General features: G+C 42.3%; 13 protein-coding genes and 1 pseudogene. 4 read left to right on the top strand and 10 right to left on the bottom strand.

Annotation, left to right across the window (positions count from 1 at the left end; translation table 11 throughout):
• Positions 1–66: 66 nt before the first annotated feature.
• The 3 genes from MUCPA_RS06295 to MUCPA_RS06285 all read right to left on the bottom strand — a co-directional run bounded on the left by MUCPA_RS06295 (position 67) and on the right by MUCPA_RS06285 (position 5036).
• Positions 67–828: a PLDc N-terminal domain-containing protein gene (locus MUCPA_RS06295; RefSeq protein ID WP_008505145.1), complete on the bottom strand. Its 762-nt coding sequence runs from the start codon at positions 826–828 to the stop codon at positions 67–69.
• A gap of 469 nt (positions 829–1297) precedes the next feature.
• Positions 1298–2446, bottom strand: a complete 1149-nt coding sequence (locus MUCPA_RS06290) for a hypothetical protein (protein WP_008505144.1) — start codon at positions 2444–2446, stop codon at positions 1298–1300.
• A 22-nt stretch (positions 2447–2468) separates the two neighbouring features.
• Positions 2469–5036 carry a TonB-dependent receptor gene (locus MUCPA_RS06285; RefSeq protein ID WP_008505143.1) on the bottom strand — a complete coding sequence of 856 codons (2568 nt, stop codon included), beginning with the start codon at positions 5034–5036 and terminating at the stop codon, positions 2469–2471.
• 319 nt (positions 5037–5355) lie between these two features.
• Here MUCPA_RS06285 and MUCPA_RS06280 point away from each other — a divergent pair, with 319 nt between their 5' ends.
• From MUCPA_RS06280 to MUCPA_RS06270, 3 genes are all read left to right on the top strand, one after another.
• Positions 5356–6303, top strand: coding sequence for a DNA/RNA non-specific endonuclease (locus tag MUCPA_RS06280; protein ID WP_008505142.1), 948 nt, complete (start codon positions 5356–5358; stop codon positions 6301–6303).
• A gap of 112 nt (positions 6304–6415) precedes the next feature.
• Entirely contained in the window at positions 6416–10039 is a 3624-nt protein-coding gene (locus MUCPA_RS06275; protein WP_008505141.1) for a T9SS type B sorting domain-containing protein, read from the top strand.
• Between the two features lie 21 nt (positions 10040–10060).
• Positions 10061–10966, top strand: a complete 906-nt coding sequence (locus MUCPA_RS06270; protein WP_008505140.1) for a PorP/SprF family type IX secretion system membrane protein — start codon at positions 10061–10063, stop codon at positions 10964–10966.
• A gap of 280 nt (positions 10967–11246) precedes the next feature.
• On the opposite strand, the pseudogene MUCPA_RS38150 reads toward MUCPA_RS06270, so the two are convergent.
• The 7 genes and pseudogenes from MUCPA_RS38150 to kbl form a co-directional block, all read right to left on the bottom strand.
• Positions 11247–12340, bottom strand: a pseudogene (locus tag MUCPA_RS38150) (ISAs1 family transposase).
• Between the two features lie 152 nt (positions 12341–12492).
• A complete protein-coding gene (locus MUCPA_RS06255) occupies positions 12493–13074 on the bottom strand; it encodes a TetR/AcrR family transcriptional regulator (RefSeq protein WP_008505139.1) in 582 nt (193 codons plus the stop codon).
• 2 nt (positions 13075–13076) lie between these two features.
• Positions 13077–13487, bottom strand: a complete 411-nt coding sequence (locus MUCPA_RS06250; RefSeq protein WP_008505138.1) for a Rieske (2Fe-2S) protein — start codon at positions 13485–13487, stop codon at positions 13077–13079.
• 42 nt (positions 13488–13529) lie between these two features.
• Complete coding sequence (pheS, locus tag MUCPA_RS06245; protein WP_008505137.1) at positions 13530–14564, bottom strand: phenylalanine--tRNA ligase subunit alpha; 1035 nt, start codon at positions 14562–14564, stop codon at positions 13530–13532.
• A 5-nt stretch (positions 14565–14569) separates the two neighbouring features.
• A complete protein-coding gene (locus MUCPA_RS06240) occupies positions 14570–14986 on the bottom strand; it encodes a type II toxin-antitoxin system VapC family toxin (RefSeq protein WP_008505136.1) in 417 nt (138 codons plus the stop codon).
• Positions 14976–15248, bottom strand: a complete 273-nt coding sequence (locus MUCPA_RS06235; protein WP_008505135.1) for a DUF6364 family protein — start codon at positions 15246–15248, stop codon at positions 14976–14978. Before MUCPA_RS06235 ends, MUCPA_RS06240 begins: the two co-directional genes overlap by 11 nt.
• An 85-nt stretch (positions 15249–15333) precedes the next feature.
• Positions 15334–16524 carry a glycine C-acetyltransferase gene (gene kbl, locus MUCPA_RS06230; RefSeq protein ID WP_008505134.1) on the bottom strand — a complete coding sequence of 397 codons (1191 nt, stop codon included), beginning with the start codon at positions 16522–16524 and terminating at the stop codon, positions 15334–15336.
• Positions 16525–16659: 135 nt separating this feature from the next.
• Between kbl and MUCPA_RS06225 the strand changes: the two genes are divergently transcribed.
• The gene (locus MUCPA_RS06225) at positions 16660–19107 is read left to right on the top strand and encodes a DUF5686 and carboxypeptidase regulatory-like domain-containing protein (RefSeq protein ID WP_040625748.1); all 2448 of its coding nucleotides are present in this window, start codon (positions 16660–16662) and stop codon (positions 19105–19107) included.
• The last annotated feature ends 83 nt before the right edge of the window (positions 19108–19190 follow it).

Raw genomic sequence — 19190 nt, 5'->3', positions numbered from 1 at the left:
AGTAAGGATTAATTATTGAATTTTACAATAGCTAATATTAAATACCGTTTGATGTTTTTGTATCAATTAACGCTTAATGGTGCCGACTTCCATTGCCCTCAACTCTTCTTTGGTATTATTAAACCAGGCGCGGTTGCTTTTACGTTCCATTGAGCTCAGGTGGGGGAGCTCGTCTAATATGTCGGTAAAAATGCGGCGGGCGTCATCATCGCGGCCTACCCTCAATAAAAATTTGCCGTACTGGTAACGTTGCTCAAAGCAAGAGTAACGCCCTTTCATCGCTTTAAACTCAGTTTCGGCAGCTTCTGGTTGGCCCACGTTTTCAAGCGACAAGGCATAGAACATGTGCGCTTTTGACTTGGGGAATTTTTGCGAGCGGCTTATTTTACGGGCACTGGTAATCACATCTTCGTAACGTTGCTTGTTAAAATAGGCAAGCATCAATTGTGATATGGCGTGTTCGTTATCGGCAAAGGTTCCGGTAAGGCTGCTTTCGTAAAGTTCAATAGCCTGACCAGTATAACCTGCTGCCAGGTAAGCATCGGCTAATTTTATTTTGTTAGCAAACGTATCGGTAAACCTCAGGTTTTCTTCCAGTTTTTTGATCTTGCCGCCGGGGTTTATGATTGCGCCCACATCTAATTTAGGGCCTCGCATATTTCTTCCGGACAGCATCTCCGTATAAATATAGGCGATACTTCCAACCACAGGCAAAAACACAATCAGCCAGATCCATTTGTTCTGGTTGCCTCGTTGGATGCAGTGAATAGCGCAAATAACCTGCAAGCCTATAGAAATGTAGTAGAAATAACTGTTTTCAAAAAACATACCAGTGATTTTTTATTCAAAAATAAAAAAATATGGCATTTTGTGAGTGGCTTTTTGGTCAATAAGTGAATAAATAATTGGAAATGGTAGATTGGCTGAATGATGTTGGGCTGTTTATTGGGCTTGTTTTATCGGAGTATTTTTGCCTGCTTAAGGTTTGGAATGACATGGCGGGGTAATGTAACTTGATGCGAATGTTCTGTTTAACAAAAAAAGTATCATCTAAATAAATACATAGGTTAACTGTGTAGCCCCATGTAGAGAAGGATAACGTAATGGTGATTAACTGTTTTGCCTGTAACTTACTAAAGAATATTATGTTACAGCTATTTTAACACTCGGTGACATACTTTACCGAAAGACTATGTTGCGCCTGCTTTTAATATGCAGGATATGAAGTGAGGGGTTATTAAATAAAAAGCGCAATAAGTTTAAAACTCATTGCGCTTATAAGCCTTATTAATTTGCTTTAATGGCCCTGGTATACAAAGTTGGTACCATCATATACAAATGTTTTAGTTCTTGGAACTACACTCGGGCTTACATATACATAATAGGTTACAGTATAAGGAACGCCGACAACCGGCTTAGCAATTTTTTCTACCAAACCTGCCGCAAGAGCCGCAGTTAAGTCAGTATCATTCCAAACTGTGGTACCTGATCCGGAAATCGAAAAGTCACCAAAGCTGATTACGTTAGCTCTTGCGTCGGCAGTACCAATGTTAGCATTAGCAGGGTTATTTAAATAGGCGTAAGTAACATTTTTTACAACCGGAAAAGTAATATATACGGTTGGGTCAGGTGCCCATACGCCTGCTATTTTAAGGAATTGTAAAGTTTGTTTAAGCACCCAATTGCTTCCATCATAAGTTAAAGTCATTATTTTTTGGTAAGTAGCCGTAAATTTATAGCTAACATACTTAACGTCACCTGTTTTAGCCGGCCCCATTACGGCTGCATCGCCACGCAAAAAAGCATTAAAAAAGCCCGACAGCGCAGCGTAGTCGGTAGCCGAAAAATAGCCGTTTGCACCACGACCGGCAGCGGTATATTGAGCCGGAGTTATAGTGTAGGCTTTGATCCATCCCGAAGCAAAGTATAGAAATGAGTCGGTTACAGTTGAACCCGAGCTCGGCGTATTGCCAGCTTCGTAATAAGTATAAGTTAATACCACTAACTGGTTTGCAGCAGGGGTAGGATATTTATAGTTAAGATAATTGATAACGCCATCCGAAGTAAGATATGCCGTACTATTGCCCGGAACTGCTGTTCCGTTTGGCAGTGTACTTGCCGGGAAACTGTAATCAGCCGTAGCAAGAGTAACTGACACACGCGATAGCGTACTATCAGGCACGGCCACATTGGATGAGGACGGAGCTAACGAAAAAGTAACAAGTGCGCTTGAACCATCAGACGCGCTTGGGTATTTTGAAAGCAAACTGGCAGGAATGCTTGTATTAGCATCCGTTGCTGATTTATAGGTTCCTAAAGTGGTGGTGTAAGTTGCTGCTGCAGTAGTTTTTGGGGTTGCATCCAATGCTTTATAAGTTTGGCTCAGGGGATCACACGAAGCGAATGTCACAGCTATTAATGCGAACAAATAATATAATTTTTTCATAAATTATGAATTTAATATTTTGTTAGAATTTAATTTTAACACCAGTAGTAAACGTCCTGTAAATACCGTAATAAACCGTTGTTGGAGATCCTACGCTGCCGGTCAGCGTACTGTCAAACGCGTCCGATAGGTAAACGGTATTAAATAAATTGGTAACCGTACCTATTAATGATCCATCGAGCCCGGCAAATTTGAAGCGGAAAACGGCATTCATCCCAACCAGTGAGTAGCTTGGTACTTTGTACGGATGCAAATCTGGTTTGGTGGCATTGGTAAACAGGAAGGTTGAAGTATAGTTGCCGTTGTAGTTATAAGTAGCACCTATTTTAAGTTCTGGTACAACATCAACCTGTAAGTTTACTGATGCGGTGGTTTGCGATGCATCACCAACCTTTAAACCCTTAATCTGAACTTCGGCGAGCGAACTAACCGCTTGTTGCTGATCGTTATAAACAACAGCCGGGCCGGCGTTTTTAGTATAATACCAATCGCCAACGGAAAGCATTGCATTTAAATAAACGCCTTTAACCGGTTTTGATTTTACTTCTATTTCTACTCCCTGGTGCATCTCGTTAACACCGGAAACGCTGGCGCTGTAAAGTGCATTGCTAATCAGTACAGAATTGGTGTAAGCCTCGTTCATGTACATCGATCTGTAAAGGTTTACATTCGCGCTAAATAAGCGGCTCTTATAGCCGTAGCCTAACTCGTAGCTAAACAGTGCTTCGTTAATGTTAGAGGTGTTAATGGTATTGGTGAATCTTAAGAATACGTTATCGTAATACGGTGGTTTAGTAATATAACCTATGTTGGCAAAAATATTCGATTGGTTGTCGATGTTGTAGTTAGCGCCTGTTTTTGCCTGGAATGTAAAAAACTTAACATACGGGCTTGACTGGCGCGGATCGGTATTTAAGTAGTTGTAAAAATCCTTACGCTGATAGCCGGTTCCGTTTGCAGATAATGTTCCAAATACCGATAAATCATTTTTAGAGTATTCAACCTGTGTAAATCCGCCGCCTGATATAACGGCATCTTTATTATAAAAACCTATTTTATCACCAACTTTTGCCTGGTGGTTAGGGTTGTTGATATCGCCTGATGCCGAACCGGCTGCCGCCGCGCTCGGGTTACTTGTAAATTTATCTAATACGTAGCTGGCGCCTAAAAGGTCGGCAACTTGGTAGTAATGTATACCTTCGTAATACCTGCCATCCACGCCCGCAGAAAGGTTTACGCCGGAACTGAAATTTTTATTGTAAGTGCTTCTTATACCTGCCCAGTAATGATCGTTGCGAGAGGTGCGGATGTAATTCAGGGCTGAACCGTCGGCGCTTGACATGTTTGCTTTTTCGGCCGCGGTTAAATCAAGCGGAGAATATTGATTGCTGATTTTGTATCTTGTACCTACGTATGCGCCGGTACCCCCGCTTCCCGAGGTTGCGTACAAGATAGTTGAGATGTCGGATGTTTCGTTTAACGTCCAATGATGGGTTAACGATGCCAGGGGCTTGCTATAGTTATTCGTAACCGGATTAACGATTTGCCCGTCTTTGATACCCCAGTTGCCATTATAACGCGTTCCTTGCGGCGCATTTCTAAAGGTATCGATAGGAAGGTTATAGCGTTGCCCATGTGTTTGATTGGCGCCCATAAAATTTAACGATAACGAGTGGTTTTTATTGAAAACCTTGGTGATATTTGCAAAATAGCTATATACGTTAAACTGTAGGCCATCTGCATTTCCGTTACCTATAGTTTTTCCTCCCGAAAATGTTGCGGCCCATCCGTTTTTGTTTAACCCTGAAGAAACTGAAAATACTGTTTTTGAAAATCCATCGCTGCCAATAATTTGTTGGATACTGCCGCCTTTTTCAATATCTGTATTACGCGTAGTTATATTTATAGTACCGCCAAACGAAGGGACAACGATTTTGGATGCGCCTAAACCTCTTTGAATTTGCATTGAAGAAGTAACATCGCCAAGGCCCGACCAGTTTGACCAGAAAATTGAGCCGTTTTCCATATCATTAACCGGGATACCGTTAATAGTTAAAGCTACGTTACCATTTTTACTGCCGCTTTTAAAACCACGGATATTGATACGCGAATCGCCGTAACCGCCGCCCTGTTGCGTTACCTGCACACTTGGCGTGCCCGAAAGCAGCTCGGGCAAATCCTGGTTACCCAGATTTTCTTCAATAAACTGGGAGTTGATAGTGGTTACCGCTATGGGGGTTTTACGATCAATGGCTACGTCGCTGGTTACGGTAACCTCACCCAACGACGATGAATTTGCTTCGAGGTATACGGTTCCAATACTTTTAGTTTCAGAAACCGTGATTTCTTTGCTAACATACCCAATATACGTAAAAACCAATACACCAGTTCCGGGAGCTGGAATAGTGATTTTAAATGAACCATCTAAAGCAGCCGAAGCGGCAATAGTTGTCCCCTTAACCATAACGGTAGCCCCAATTAAAGACTCTTTAGTTTTAGAATCGAGTATTTTACCCATAATTCGGCTTTGGGCAAATAGTTGAGCCCCGTTGAACAGCAGAGCTAAAAAAAACAGTAGAATTATTCTCATATAAATATGTTTGGATAAAAAATAAAGATTTGCGAAAGTATGACAAGTTTTGGTTTAAATTATTGCGTCAATATTAGCTGTTTTTTAAGTGATTGTTAATTATCCGGTAAGTATATAAAAAAAAACAGATAGCTTAAATTTTTTTGTTTAAAATAGGGGTTAAAAACAACGAATAATGCATGTTTTTTGCTTTTTTGAAAAAAAATCGCACGAAAGGGCTATTGTTACCCTGTTTTTTTGTTAATTAGTACTTTATTTAAAATTTTAACGTGGAGTTAACATGTTAACTATTTATTTGTGAACAAATTATTTTCGATAGATGAAATTAAAACACTTACTCATTTTTGCTTTTTTTACTATTGTTGTTTCATCGTGTTCCAAGAACGCGGGCGACAACTTTACCTTCACACCACCGCCTGTTGTTGATACGGTTGGTTCGGGATCAGCTACGCCCCCGGCAACAGTTACACCAGGTTCCGATGCGCCACCATTAAGTGGTGACAATAGTAATTTGTTATTCGGCAACCCTTCAGGCGCGGGAACCAGCGTAGTTAATGATAAGGATAACTTTCTGATTAATACCGGCTATTATGTAGAGAGTTACAACTCAACTAAATTAGAGCCCAATTGGGTTAGTTGGCATTTAGACGCTACCAATACTACTAATGTAACCAAACGGCTTGATAATTTTGCAGCTTATGCCGGGTTAGCAGCCTGGGGTTTTACTGCAGTGCAAAGCAACAGTTATTCGCCTGCTACCACTTATGGGTTTGATAGGGGGCACAATTGCCCTTCAGCAGACCGTACAAGTTCAATCGCTGCCAACACGGCTACATTTTTTATGATTAATATGATACCGCAGGCACCTAACAATAATCAACAAACATGGGGTAACCTTGAAGATTATTTACGTGGGTTAACCGCAACAGGTTATGAAATATATATTGTAATGGGAAGTTACGGTACTGGCGGCACAGGTTCGCAAGGAGCAATGAATAAGATCGGTACCTTAGGTATCAATGTACCAAGTAATGTTTGGAAAATAGCCCTTATTTTGCCTGTCGGCGATGGAGACATTACCCGGGTAACCGCTTCTACAAGGCTTATTTGTGTAAATACCCCTAATATTAACAGCATCAACTCCAATTGGAAGTTATATATCACCAGTTTAGCTGATATAGAAGCCAAAACAGGTTATAAGTTGTTATCACAGCTACCTCAGTCGGTACATGATGCGTTGGCAACCAAGGTTGATTCGGGTATTTGATAAATCCAATTAAACGTAAGGATTAAAAGATGCTTAATTAATCCGCATAAACTCAATTTGCCCGAGTTTGTGTTTATTCAAAATTGAAAAATTTATTTAATAATAACAGTGTATGAAAAAAAGGCTACTCTATCTTATTTATTCTATATTATTCTTTCTTCCGGCAAGCGTGCTGGCGCAAACGCCGGTTACTCTGGGTACAAGCCCATATACTGAAAGTTTCGACAATATCGGTACTGCGCTACCGGATGGTTTTGGTGCTTTTTTAAGCGCCACGTCCAGCAGCATGGGGACGGCGGTTACTGCTCCTATATTAACACCGGGCACAACTACTTATTGGAGCGCGACTGGTGCCGGATTTAAAAATTTCGCCTCTGCTGATGGGCAGCCAACAGCCGGAACAACGTCCACCGCTGACCAAACAACGGCTACCAATCGTGCTTTTGGCGTACGGCAGACCTCGAGCGCCGGATATGATCCCGGTGCTTCGTTTGTTTTCCTGGTAGCAAATACAACCGGTAAAAAGAATTTTAAATTAAGTTTTGCCTTACAGTCGCTTGATATTTCAACCGTAGTAACACGAACTACAACATGGGTAGTTGATTATGGCTTTGGTGCTTCGCCAACCTCTTTTACAACAGTTACACCAACTGGTACCTTAACTACCGGGAATATGGTATTTAGCAACAACACTATCACCGTTGATTTTGGAAGTGCCCTGGATAATCAGTCCGGAGTGGTAACAATCAGGGTGAGCGCCTTAGCAGCATCAACTGGTGGGGGAAGCAGGGCATCAACCGCTATCGACGATTGGTCGTTGTCATGGACCAGCGCAACAGCTACACCCACATTTGTAGCAACCCCGACTTCTCTGGATTTTGGAACAAACCAAGCTGTTAACACAACGTCGGCCGCAAAAAGCTTTGTTTTGTCGGGTACCAACGTAACAGCCGCTACTACCTTAGCTGTTACCGGCCCTTACACCATATCTTCAACAAGTGGTGGGACTTATGGCACTTCACTTACGTTTACAGCCACAGACCTTGCCGCGTCGCCAAGTGTGTTTGTTAAATTTACGCCAACTGTCGCAAGCGCCTCGCCAGGCTCAATCGCTATTACATCCGGTACGGCAAGTACCAGCATTGCATTAACGGGCACGGGGGCTTCGGTTGCTAATCCAGCAACTTTAACGGTTACCCCGGCAACGTTAACATTTGCCAGCCAGGTTATCAACACATCGTCAGCTGCACAATTTTTCAATTTTTCTGCAACTAATTTGTCCGATGTGGTAACAGCTACTGCAACAGCTCAATATCTGGTTTCGAAAGATGGATTAGCATTTAGCCCCTCAGTATCATTTACAACTGCCGAAGCCGCTGCGAGTCCGAAGGTTTATGTACAGTTTACACCAACAACCATAGGCACGGCAACCGGAACGGTTACTATAGCCAGTACAACCGCAACATCAAAAACGGTAGCTTTAAGTGGCACCGCAGTAGCGGTACCGGCTCCGCCGACAGGTACAGCCAGCCACGTTGTAATTAGTGAAGTATATGGAGCAGGCGGCAACTCTGGCGCAACGTATACTAATGATTATGTGGAATTATACAACCCAACTACAACAGATGTAGTTATGACGGGCTGGTCGCTGCAATATCAATCAGCAGGTGGTACAGTCGCTTACTCTGGCTTATGTCCTCTTCCGGATGGGGCTACTATTAAGGCTCATGGCTATTATTTAGTCCAATTAGCTGGTGGCACCAATGGAACTGCTTTACCCGTAACTGCTGATTATATACCGCCTGCTGCCAACACCACTCAATCTTTCAATATGGCAGCAGGTGCTGGTAAAGTAGCTTTATGCAACACTGTTACTTCTCTGGCTGGTACACCCGCGAGTACAGCGGCCACACCTCCTGCACTTTTGGTTACGACAAGCATTGTTGACTTTGTAGCTTATGGAGCTGTAAATTACAGTTCGGGTTTTGCTCTTTTCAATCCGGCAACTCCGGCAACAACGTCGGTTACCTTGGGGGCACCTTCGCCAAGTGCGACAACTTCAATTGAAAGAAAAGCATTGTCAACCTCAACTGCTGCTACTATGGCAGCTGGCGGAGCCGACGATTTGAAGGGGAACGGGTATGACACAAACACCGATCCTACAGACTTTTTTGTAGCATCTGCACTTAATCCGCAGAATTCCGCTTCAACAGTTGAACCTGCACTTGTACCTGCTTATACAGTAACTCCTAATACTTTAACTTTTAGCCAAAATATTAACACTACATCAGGAATACAAACTTTTGCTATCACAGGCGTAGGAACCTTACCTGTTACCTCGGTAGGTACTACTGCTCCATACCTCATCTCAAAAAGCGGCGCTAACAATTTCAGTACTGCGCTATCTTTTTCGGCAGCCGAAATGGCATCGAACCCTAAAGTTGACGTGACGTTTGCACCAACTGCTCTTGGCGCGGCAAACAGCACCATTAATATTACCGGAGTTGGAGCAACCCAACAAACAGTAACTTTAACCGGCACCGGCACAGCGCAGCCTGTACCAACATTAACAGCTTCTCAAGCAAAGCTAACTTTCTTGTCTGCTGTCGGTGTGGCTTCTGATGTCCAATTCTATACGCTATCGGGTACAAATATCACTCAACCAACCCTTGTGTCTGTAACTGGGCCGTATACCATATCAACAGATGGTACCACCTTTACAACATCGGTTACTTTTGCGACAACTGATTTAAATGCAGGGCAAACGCCAAAGGTATATGTTAAGTTCACGCCAACTGCCATAGGATCAAACAGCGGCGCTGTAGTGCAAACTACCACCGGTGGCGGAACCGCCACGGCCACAGTTGCTTTAGACGGTACCGGCGCTAATTCGGCGCCTACTCTTGCCGCAATTGCCGATCAAACAGTTTGTTATACAACAACGCAACAAAGCATAGCGCTTAGCGGTATAACACCCGGAGCCGAAACTTCCCAGTCGGTTATTCTTTCGGTAACTACCAATAACTCGTCGTTATTCTCGTCAATTGGTTTACTGCCGGTAGTAAGCGGTGCCAGTACCCTTAATTATACGGTTGCCAACGGAAAAAGCGGGACAGCCTTAATCACCCTTAAAATAAAAGATAACGGAGGCATTGCCAACGGAGGTGTTGATACGCTTATCCGCACTTTTAACCTGACTATTGGCCCATTGGCTACCATCAGCATCGCTATTGACAGGCCTAACAATATTGTTGAAAAAGGAAGCACAGCTACTTTAACAGCTTCAGGAGGCGGCACAGGAGCGGTATATACCTGGACGGCTACAGTAGCAGCCAATGTTACCAGCTTATTAACCGGCCCAAGCATAACTATACGCCCAAGCTCGTTTGCCACTTATACGGTAACTGTAACCAATGCATGCGCTACCGCAACAAGCAAGGCCTCTTTGGGTGTTGAAGTAAGTAGCGCTTTTAAATTAGAAACCAGCAACGTTTTAACACCTAACGGTGATGGTAAAAATGATTACTGGGTTATAAGGAATATTGATCTATATCCCGGTAACACGGTTAAAGTGTTTAGTAAGGCTGGTAAACTGCTCTACTCAAAAACTGGTTATAATAACGATTGGAACGGGTACTATAACGGATCGCCATTAAGCCAGGGCACTTACTATTATGTAGTTGACCTTGGTACAGGTTTGCCGTACCGGGGTGTTATAAGCGTTGTTAGAGACTAATTCAAATTTCAGGAAAAACAGATGAGATCATATACATATTCAACTTATAAATTTAAAGCGTTAGCGGCCCTGGTAATCAGCATCGCCACTTGTGGTGTAAGTACCGTTAAGGCGCAGCTAAACCCATTGGCATCGCAATATTTTCAAAATCAATACTTATTTAACCCGGCTATGGCGGGGTTAAATAAAGGTTTAAATGTTAACCTGGCTTACAGTAAGCAAGGTTTCGGCATTGATGGCGCACAAAACACGCAATCTGCCTCGGCCGACTATCAGATGGATAAGGTGGGTTTGGGTGTTAATGTTTATAACCAGTATTCGGGCATTTTCAGGCAAACAAGGGCTATGGTAACTTATGCTTATCACTTGCCTTTAGCCGGCGATAACCAGAAATTAAATTTTGGCTTGTCGGCCGGGGTGATGAATAATCATATCAACATCGGTGATGTGTACGGCGATCAAAGCGATCAAACCCTGGCCAACTATAATGCTAACAAAGGAACATCATTTGATGGCGATTTTGGGGTAGCTTATACCGATAACAAATTAACCATACAAGGTGCTTTGCCTAATTTACGGTACCTGTTTAAAGACAATGGCAGCACTGTTGAACGCGAAGTGTTTTTTACAGCAGCGAGTTATAAATTTTTCGACCCGGCAGATGTTAGCGTTGAGCCCAAAGTTGCTTACCGCAAAGTAAAAGGGTACGATAATATTTTTGATGCTGGGGCAAACGTTGCATTCAATGATAGCCAGTTTAGCCTACAAGGCCTTTATCATAGCTCTAAAAGCGCTACGTTTGGTGCAGGTGTTAATTTGTCGGGATATTCTGTAATGGCTTTCTATACTACCAACACATCGTCATTAAACTCATACAGTAACGGCGATTTTGAGATCAGCCTCAAGTTTAACCTATCCAAAAAATAAACGCTGGTTTTTACTAAACTAAAATAGTTTTGCCAAATAAAAAAATCCCGGTTTCATTAAGTTACCGGGATTTTTTTATTTATGAATACTTAAATCAATGTCTTTTAGTTAAGCACCGTGTTGCAAAGTTCGTAGCGTGGTGAACACACCCCAGGCAGCCGCACTACCGAACCCGCCCCCTCGAGAGGAGAGTTAGGAAATGTGCTCATTATTAATATGTTGTAGAAGAAAAAAGCGGCGGCCCGTGCGATTCCCCTCTCGAGAGCAGGGCTGTTGCATTCTAAGTGAGTAATTGTTTCAATCTGCCGATGTCATTGCAAACGAGTCTTTGTGCTTGTGCTATATTTTGAAAGCCATGAGCTCTGAAAACGTTAATAGCGATGTTTCTAAACACCGATATATTTTCTGGTGCATGAGAAGTTCTAATGCGGGAGGCATCCTCTTTAAACGTGACATCCTTTACCCAATGTAGCTTATTCTCTATCCCCCAATGACTTCTGATTCCATAGCATAACAATTGTGCATTTTCCCTCACACTGCTGATATAGAATGCGCAATCCTCACTGATCTTATTTTTGTCTTTTACCCAACGCTCTACCTTGATTACCTGACTGGCGCCTATCCAGGCTTTACTGATTTCTTCTGGCGCCGGGCATATACATACCGATCTGCGCTCTGTACGTCCTTTATTTTTCTCCAATTCAACGAACTTGCTGCAAACCTTTGCTGTATCCGATGTCAGCGCCGCTATTTTTTCATAAAGGCCCTTTTGATTCTTTTTTACGCCTATCATATAATCATTATTCGTACCTATTATCAGCTCAACTGTTTTTTTTGGCAATGTAAGGCGTCAAGCGTAAACGTTACCCCTTCCAATCCCAGTTCAGCAATAAGCTTGCGTACCACCGGAATTTCACTTTCCTTTGAATTGTCTACAAGACCCTGGGCTAATACTTGACCACGGCTCCCATTATAGATACTCACCAAATTTACAAATCGCTGTTTTTCAAGCGCATAATCACTCATTGTCCCTTTGATCGCTTTGCCATCTATATTCATCCATTCATTTTTATTGATTTCTGTATACTGACTGGCCCATTGATAAAAAACTTCGCTTAAACTTTCAAAATCTAAATTCTGCAGTACACGCCTCACGGTATAAAACGTAGGCAAACGGGATTTTTTCGGAGTGAAATAAGTCAAAAGATCTTTTTGATTACGCTTTATAAAATCACCCAGAGCACGATAGCCGTAATAACCACTCATCGTCCCCATCACAAATAATAACAAAATAAACGTTTGGTCATGCCGCTGACCAGCCTTTCTACGCACGTCTGGCAACTTCTGCAAATAGGTTATGATGCCCTTGTCCATACTCTTTTTTCTGCAAATTTAAATCCTTCTTCTTTTAAATGCAACAGCCCTGCTCTTGAGAGGGGTGGAGGGGTGTGTTTTATGCGAGCGATTATAAATCGCAATCTTATTATTAAAGGGAGCGCTAATAACGCGGCTTTCGAGCCCCGGCCTTACTCTTTAATAGCTGCCTTAACCAAATACGGTAAAATTTCCTTTTGGAAGGATACGAAGTTTTTACGTACGTCCGAATCGCTTACAGATGTAAATGCAAAGCTGAATACGATGCTTTTACTCGATTTGATCAGGAAACGAAGACGTTGCGGATATGTATCGTCGCGGCGAAAATCACTTACTTTGGTGAACGAACTGATCAGCAGCTCTTCTAACTCGTTAGACAGGCTTTTTAAAAAATCCTGCGAATTGGTTGATTCACGGATGAAGTCCCAACCTATAAACTCATTACAAACCGTGTACGATAAACGGCTCGTTTTCATGATCAGGTTAGTTAAGTGCGTCTCCTCATCCATCTCATTGTTATAGTTATGGATGATCTCGTCAACGCTAACCTTGATATAATCCATCAGCAGGGCATGCAAAACATCCTCCTTGCTTTCAAAATATTTATAAATAGTAGCTTTTGCTATCTTGGCCCTTTTAGCAATTTCGTTTACGCTGGTTTTGTGGTATCCAAACTTACGGAACAGTTCCTGCGCGGCGCGCTTAATACTTTCTTTTATTTTATCAACTTCCATTTTTAGTTGGATACAAATATCTCATTATTACTAACATTTACGCTATACGATTTTAGCGAGCGGGTAGCAGGTGCTTTTACCGGCGAGCCATCGTTAAGCGAAAACTTTGAGCCGCTGCAAGGGTCGGTTACGGTTAAAGCTGGATCGTCTAACGTAACGGCGCATCTTTTTTCGGGTTGGTAACTGCTGCAACGGTCATAGGCTACATATCCGCTGGCGCTGCGGTAAATAATTAAGCCCGAAACGCCATAGCCGCTAATTAAAACGGCACCGCCAGCCGCGGTTAATTTACTTAAACGGGGATCAGATAGTGGGGCACTGAAATTAACGGCCACATCCGGAACATAGTCCGAGGATTTACCGCACGAAAAGCAGACGAAACATAAAATCAACAGGCAAAATCTTTTCATCATATCATGTTTATTCAACTACGTACCTTATCTGCATTTTCTGCTTTAAACAATCTCTGTTTGAAACTGATTTAAAAAGCGTACATCGTTCTCTGAGAACAAACGCAGATCACGGATAACATATTTTAAATTGGCAATACGCTCTATACCCATTCCGAAAGCAAATCCAGTGAATTTTTTACTGTCGATGCCGCAATTTTCAAGCACGTTAGGGTCAACCATACCGCAGCCTAAAATTTCAACCCAACCTGTATGTTTACACATATTGCAGCCTGCGCCTTTGCAAATGGTGCACGAGATATCCATCTCGGCCGAAGGCTCGGTGAAAGGGAAATAGGATGGGCGGAAACGCACCTGCGTACCATCGCCATAAAGCTCCTGCACAAAGTGGTAAAGCGTTTGTTTTAAATCGGAGAAAGATACATTCTCGTCGATATACAAACCTTCAACCTGGTGAAAAAAGCAATGTGCACGGGCTGAGATAGCCTCGTTGCGGTATACCCGGCCCGGCATAATAGCGCGGAAAGGCGGCTTGCCAGCTTCCATCATGCGGACTTGTACGGATGAGGTATGTGTGCGCAAAGCGATATCATCCTTACCCGAATTCTTTTTAATGAAAAAGGTATCCTGCATATCACGTGCCGGGTGCTCTTCGGGGAAGTTGAGCGCCGAGAAATTATGCCAGTCGTCTTCAATTTCCGGCCCTTCGGCAACTACAAAGCCTAAACGCTTAAAAATATCGATGATCTCGTTCCTGATCAGCGACAGCGGATGGCGCGAGCCAAGCTCAAAACCTTCGCCCGGAAGGGTAAGGTCGGCTTCTGATTTTGTGCTGCCGGTTTCGGTACCTAAACTTTCTTTAAGCTCGTTATATTTGGCTTCGGCTAATTGTTTAAACTCATTTAATACCTTGCCGAATACACGCTTTTCTTCGGGGCTAACGGTTTTAAAATCTTCAAACAGATCTTTAATAAGCCCTTTGGTGCCCAGGTATTTGATACGGAATGCTTCCAGTTCATCAGCCTGGGTTGTGATGAAAGCGTTGATATCGGCAGTGTATTGATTTATTTTATCTTGCATAACAACTACAATGTTCTTAAAAATTGTTCGGTGGTTAAAACCGGCAAATGTGATTTTTTATAATGTTTTAAATTGCGGCTAATAATAGCATCGCATTGAAATTTTTGAGCGATATAATATTGAATGGCATCTTCAAAATCTGTAAATTCGCTATTAACGGCCAGGTTAATGGCATCAATATCAAACGGTAAAACGTTCAGGTTATTAATTAATGATCTTACACTATCCCTTGCCAGTTCTTTACCGATGTTTCTTGCCAAAATATAGTGAATGTTAGCAATTACCAGGGATGATGTGCTGATCTTTATGGTTTTGTTTTTACTCTTAGCTAATAAAGTTTGGCTAAAGGTGAAAAAAGGTTCGCGCATCAATAATAAATCAAGCAAAACATCACTGTCTATAAAGGCATTTTTATAAATCATACTTCTCCTTCAGGTACTCATATTTGGCATCCCATACATCCAGGTCGCCGGGTACTTTTCCTTTTAAAATCCCTGTAAGTTTTAAAATATCATCAGGTATTTCATTTTCTGGAGTTACATAGCCAGTATTTTCTTTTTGATCTATTCCTTTCAAATAGTTCTGTACCAATTTAGATAAGCTGACGTGTTTTTCACGGGCATATTTTTTTGCCCTTTCAATCACCTCCGGTTCAATGCTTAAAGTTAATTTTGAAGCAGCCATGCTGTTTAATTTATACGTACAAATATAATCAAGTTATACGTATTAATACGTAACCTGCCTGATTAGCTTTTTATAGCTTCGCAAATTATTTTATTACGCCCAATTCTTTACCCACTTTGGTAAACGCGGCAATGGCCTTATCTAAATGTTGCTGGTTATGCGCTGCAGATATCTGTACCCTGATGCGTGCCTTGCCTTGCGGTACCACCGGGTAATAAAAGCCAATTACATAAATCCCTTCGGTTAGCAACCTGGCAGCAAACTCCTGCGATAGTTTGGCTTCATACAACATGATGGGCACAATGGGGTGTACGCCGGGCTTAATATCGAAACCAGCCTCAGTCATGGCCTTGCGGAAATACTGGGTATTGCTTTCCAGCTTGTCGCGCAGCTCGGTAGTTTCGCTCAGCATATCAATTACCGCGATGGATGCCCCGGTGATGGATGGAGCAAGGGTATTTGAAAACAGATATGGCCTTGAACGTTGCCTCAGCATATCAATAATTTCCTGCTTGCCCGATGTAAACCCGCCTGATGCGCCGCCCAACGCTTTGCCCAGGGTGCCGGTAATAATGTCTATCTTATCCATTACGCCGCAATGTTCGTGAGTACCGCGGCCGGTTTTGCCCATAAAACCCGAGCAGTGGCTTTCGTCTATCATGACCAGTGCATTATATTTTTCAGCAAGGGCGCAAATTTTATCTAACTGAGCAATGGTGCCATCCATCGAGAATGCTCCATCGGTAACGATAATACGGTGGCGCAAGTTGGCGCTGGCCTGTAGCTTCTCCTCCAGGTCGGCCATGTCATCGTGCTTGTAGCGGTAGCGCTGCGCCTTGCACAAACGCACCCCGTCTATAATAGAGGCATGGTTCAGTTCGTCGGAGATGATGGCGTCCTGCTCGTTAAATAAAGGTTCAAACACACCGCCGTTTGCATCAAATGCGGCCGCATATAAAATGGTATCCTCGGTACCTAAAAACTCCGAAATCTTTTTTTCCAGTTGTTTATGGATATCCTGTGTTCCACAAATAAAACGTACCGACGACATGCCGTAACCATGGCTATCAATAGCGGCCTTTGCAGCCTCAATTACTTTTGGATGCGATGAAAGCCCCAGGTAGTTGTTGGCGCAGAAATTGATTACTTCCTGCCCGCCTGCTACTTTAATATCAGCACCCTGCGGCGATATGATGACGCGTTCTTTTTTATATAATCCGGCTTTTTCAATTTCTGCCAATTCCTGCTGTAATACAGGCTGCAAAGTTTTATACATAGTTTTTAGTTTTATTTGTTGGCAAAATTACGCATTAGCCGCCATTTTGTTGTACGCTATTGCTATTTCCCAAATAATATCATGTTAAATTCAAACTTTTTAATCAAATACTTCTTTACAAAATAATTGTAAACTATGATGAGGTATCTTATTTTATTTTTTGCTGTTTTGTCGCTACATGCAGCTGGGCAGCAAGTGATACTGTCGGGAAAGATAACCGATAGTCAGGGCAATCCAATAGCATTTGCATCCCTTTATATACAGGGAACAACCATAGGTACCAGCGCTAACGAGTATGGTCAATATCAAATCAGGTTAAAGCCCGGAAAGTATGGCATTGATTTTCGTTCGGTTGGTTTTAAACAGCAAACCGAACAGGTTGAGCTTGTCGCCGATAGCTTTGCTCATAATGTTGAGTTAACTTATGAAGATTATCAGCTCAAACAAACAGCAGGGCAGGGGGAAGAAGATCCGGCTTTTGAGATTATCCGGAATGTGATCAAAAAGCGTCAATATCATTTAACCGAAATCAACCAGTATGCCTGCGATGTGTATATCCGTGGCATACAAAAATTAATAAGTGCTCCCAAGGGGCGTTTGATCAGGGGCGTGGCACATGAGCTTCAACTTAATCTGGATAATAATAGTATCCTTTACATGTCCGAATCTGAATCGCGCTTTAACTTTCAGCAGCCCAACAACTTTAAGGAAGTGATGATGTCGTCAAAAGTTACTGGTAACTACAATGCCTTTGATTTTAACAGGGCAGCTAAGTTACAGTTGAACTTTTATAGAAACATGCTCGACATTGAGGGGTTAAATCCCCGTGGATTTGTATCGCCCATTGCCGATAATGCCATGAAATACTATACCTATAAATTGTTGGGTAGCACCGTTGAAAGCGGGCAGGTGATTGATAAGATACAGGTAATTCCGCTGGATGATCGCGACCCGATTTTTAAGGGCAATATTTATATTATGGAGAACGACTGGCGCGTGTACAAAGCGCACTTGTATGTTACTAACCGGTCAAATCTCAACTTTGTTGATACTTTAAACATTAACCAGCAATACATCCCGGTTAACGATGGTAAATGGCAGCCTGCATCAGTATCGTTTACCTATAGTGGCAATGTTTTGGGTTTTAGATACAAAGGCTATATTTTAGGTAACTACAGTAACTATGATTTAGCTCCTCAGTTTCCGCCGCATTATTTTAATGGCGAAACGATGCTGATCACACAGCAAACCACCAAGAAAGATTCTGTTTATTGGCGAAAAAAACGTCCCGTACCGTTAACGCCACAAGAGCAACAAAACTACAACCTAAAGGATAGCATCCTTAAAAAACATGAAACGGCCGCATACCTCGATTCTACCGAAAGGGCGAATAATAAGTTTAGCCCCGCCAGCTATGCGTTTTTTGGAGATACAGTTAAGCACCGCTATAAAAATGAGGTGCTTACGCTCAACCCCTTGTATGAGACTATCATTTATAATACTGTTGAAGGTTGGGCCGTTGATTTAAAACCAACCTACACAAAAAAATTTGGCTTCGGAAGGCAATATACCATATCGCCCGAAGTTCGGTATGGTTTTGAAAACAAAATATTCAGTATAAACACTGGTTTTAATTACGCTTACGACCCTACTAACCAAGGTGTTTTTTATGGCCGGGTAGGCACTGGCATAGTAGACCTGAACAGCGAAGGTTCTGTAGGTATATTTTTAAACGGCTTATCGAGCTTGTTTTTTAAAGATAATTTTTTAAAGTTATACAGGTCAAAGTATTTGATGGCCGGTATGCAGCGGGAGGTAGCGCGAGGCTTATTGTTAGATGGAAGCATGGAGTATGCCCGGCGAAATGCTTTGCAAAATACCTCCAACCGAACCGTTTGGAAATTTCCTAACAAGGAATATACGTCAAACAACCCTTTAAACAGCAATTTAAATGCCCCGCTGTTATTCCCCGAGAGTAACGCGTTAACGTTTAAGATATCGGCCATTTATACTTTCGATGAGGAATATACCACTCGCCCTGAAGGGAGGGTTTACGATCAGTCTAAGTATCCTAAAATACGGCTTAGTTACCGCAAAGGCATCAAAAACTGGTTAGGGTCTGATGTGGATTACGATTATGCCGATATACAGGTATTTCACAATCACATTAACTTGGGTATGTATGGTTATTCATCGTTTTTAATTACGGCTGGTAATTTTTTTAACGATAAGGCGGTTTCTTATCCCGATTACAAATGGTTTAAAGGCAACCAGGGAATTACTTTTACCCCTGGCATAAGCCAGTACCACTTTCTTCCGTATTATACTTACAGCCCTGCCTCGTTTTTTGAGGCCCATTACGAACATAATTTCTCGGGGTTTTTGTTCAATAAAATCCCCGGTTTGCGCAAGCTCAAATTAGAAGAAATTGTAGGTGGCAACTATTTAACGCAGAAGCTTAACCCGGCTTACACTGAGTTTTACATCGGCGTGCAACGCTTTTTCTTTAGGTTTGATTACGGCTTTGTTTACCGCGGCGCCGGACATTTTGACCAGGGGATTAAGTTGTATTACGGGATTTGACAGGCGTGTTGTTGGTTTGTTGAGTGATGTAGTTTTAATGGTTTTGGGTGATGAGTAAAATTAACTGGTGCTTGCCATAATTA

Origin of the sequence: Mucilaginibacter paludis DSM 18603 (assembly GCF_000166195.2) — a bacterium.
GTDB classification, from domain to species: domain Bacteria; phylum Bacteroidota; class Bacteroidia; order Sphingobacteriales; family Sphingobacteriaceae; genus Mucilaginibacter; species Mucilaginibacter paludis.
The sequence above is the reverse complement of the archived record's forward strand: the minus strand, read 5'-3'. Positions and strand labels throughout refer to the sequence as shown.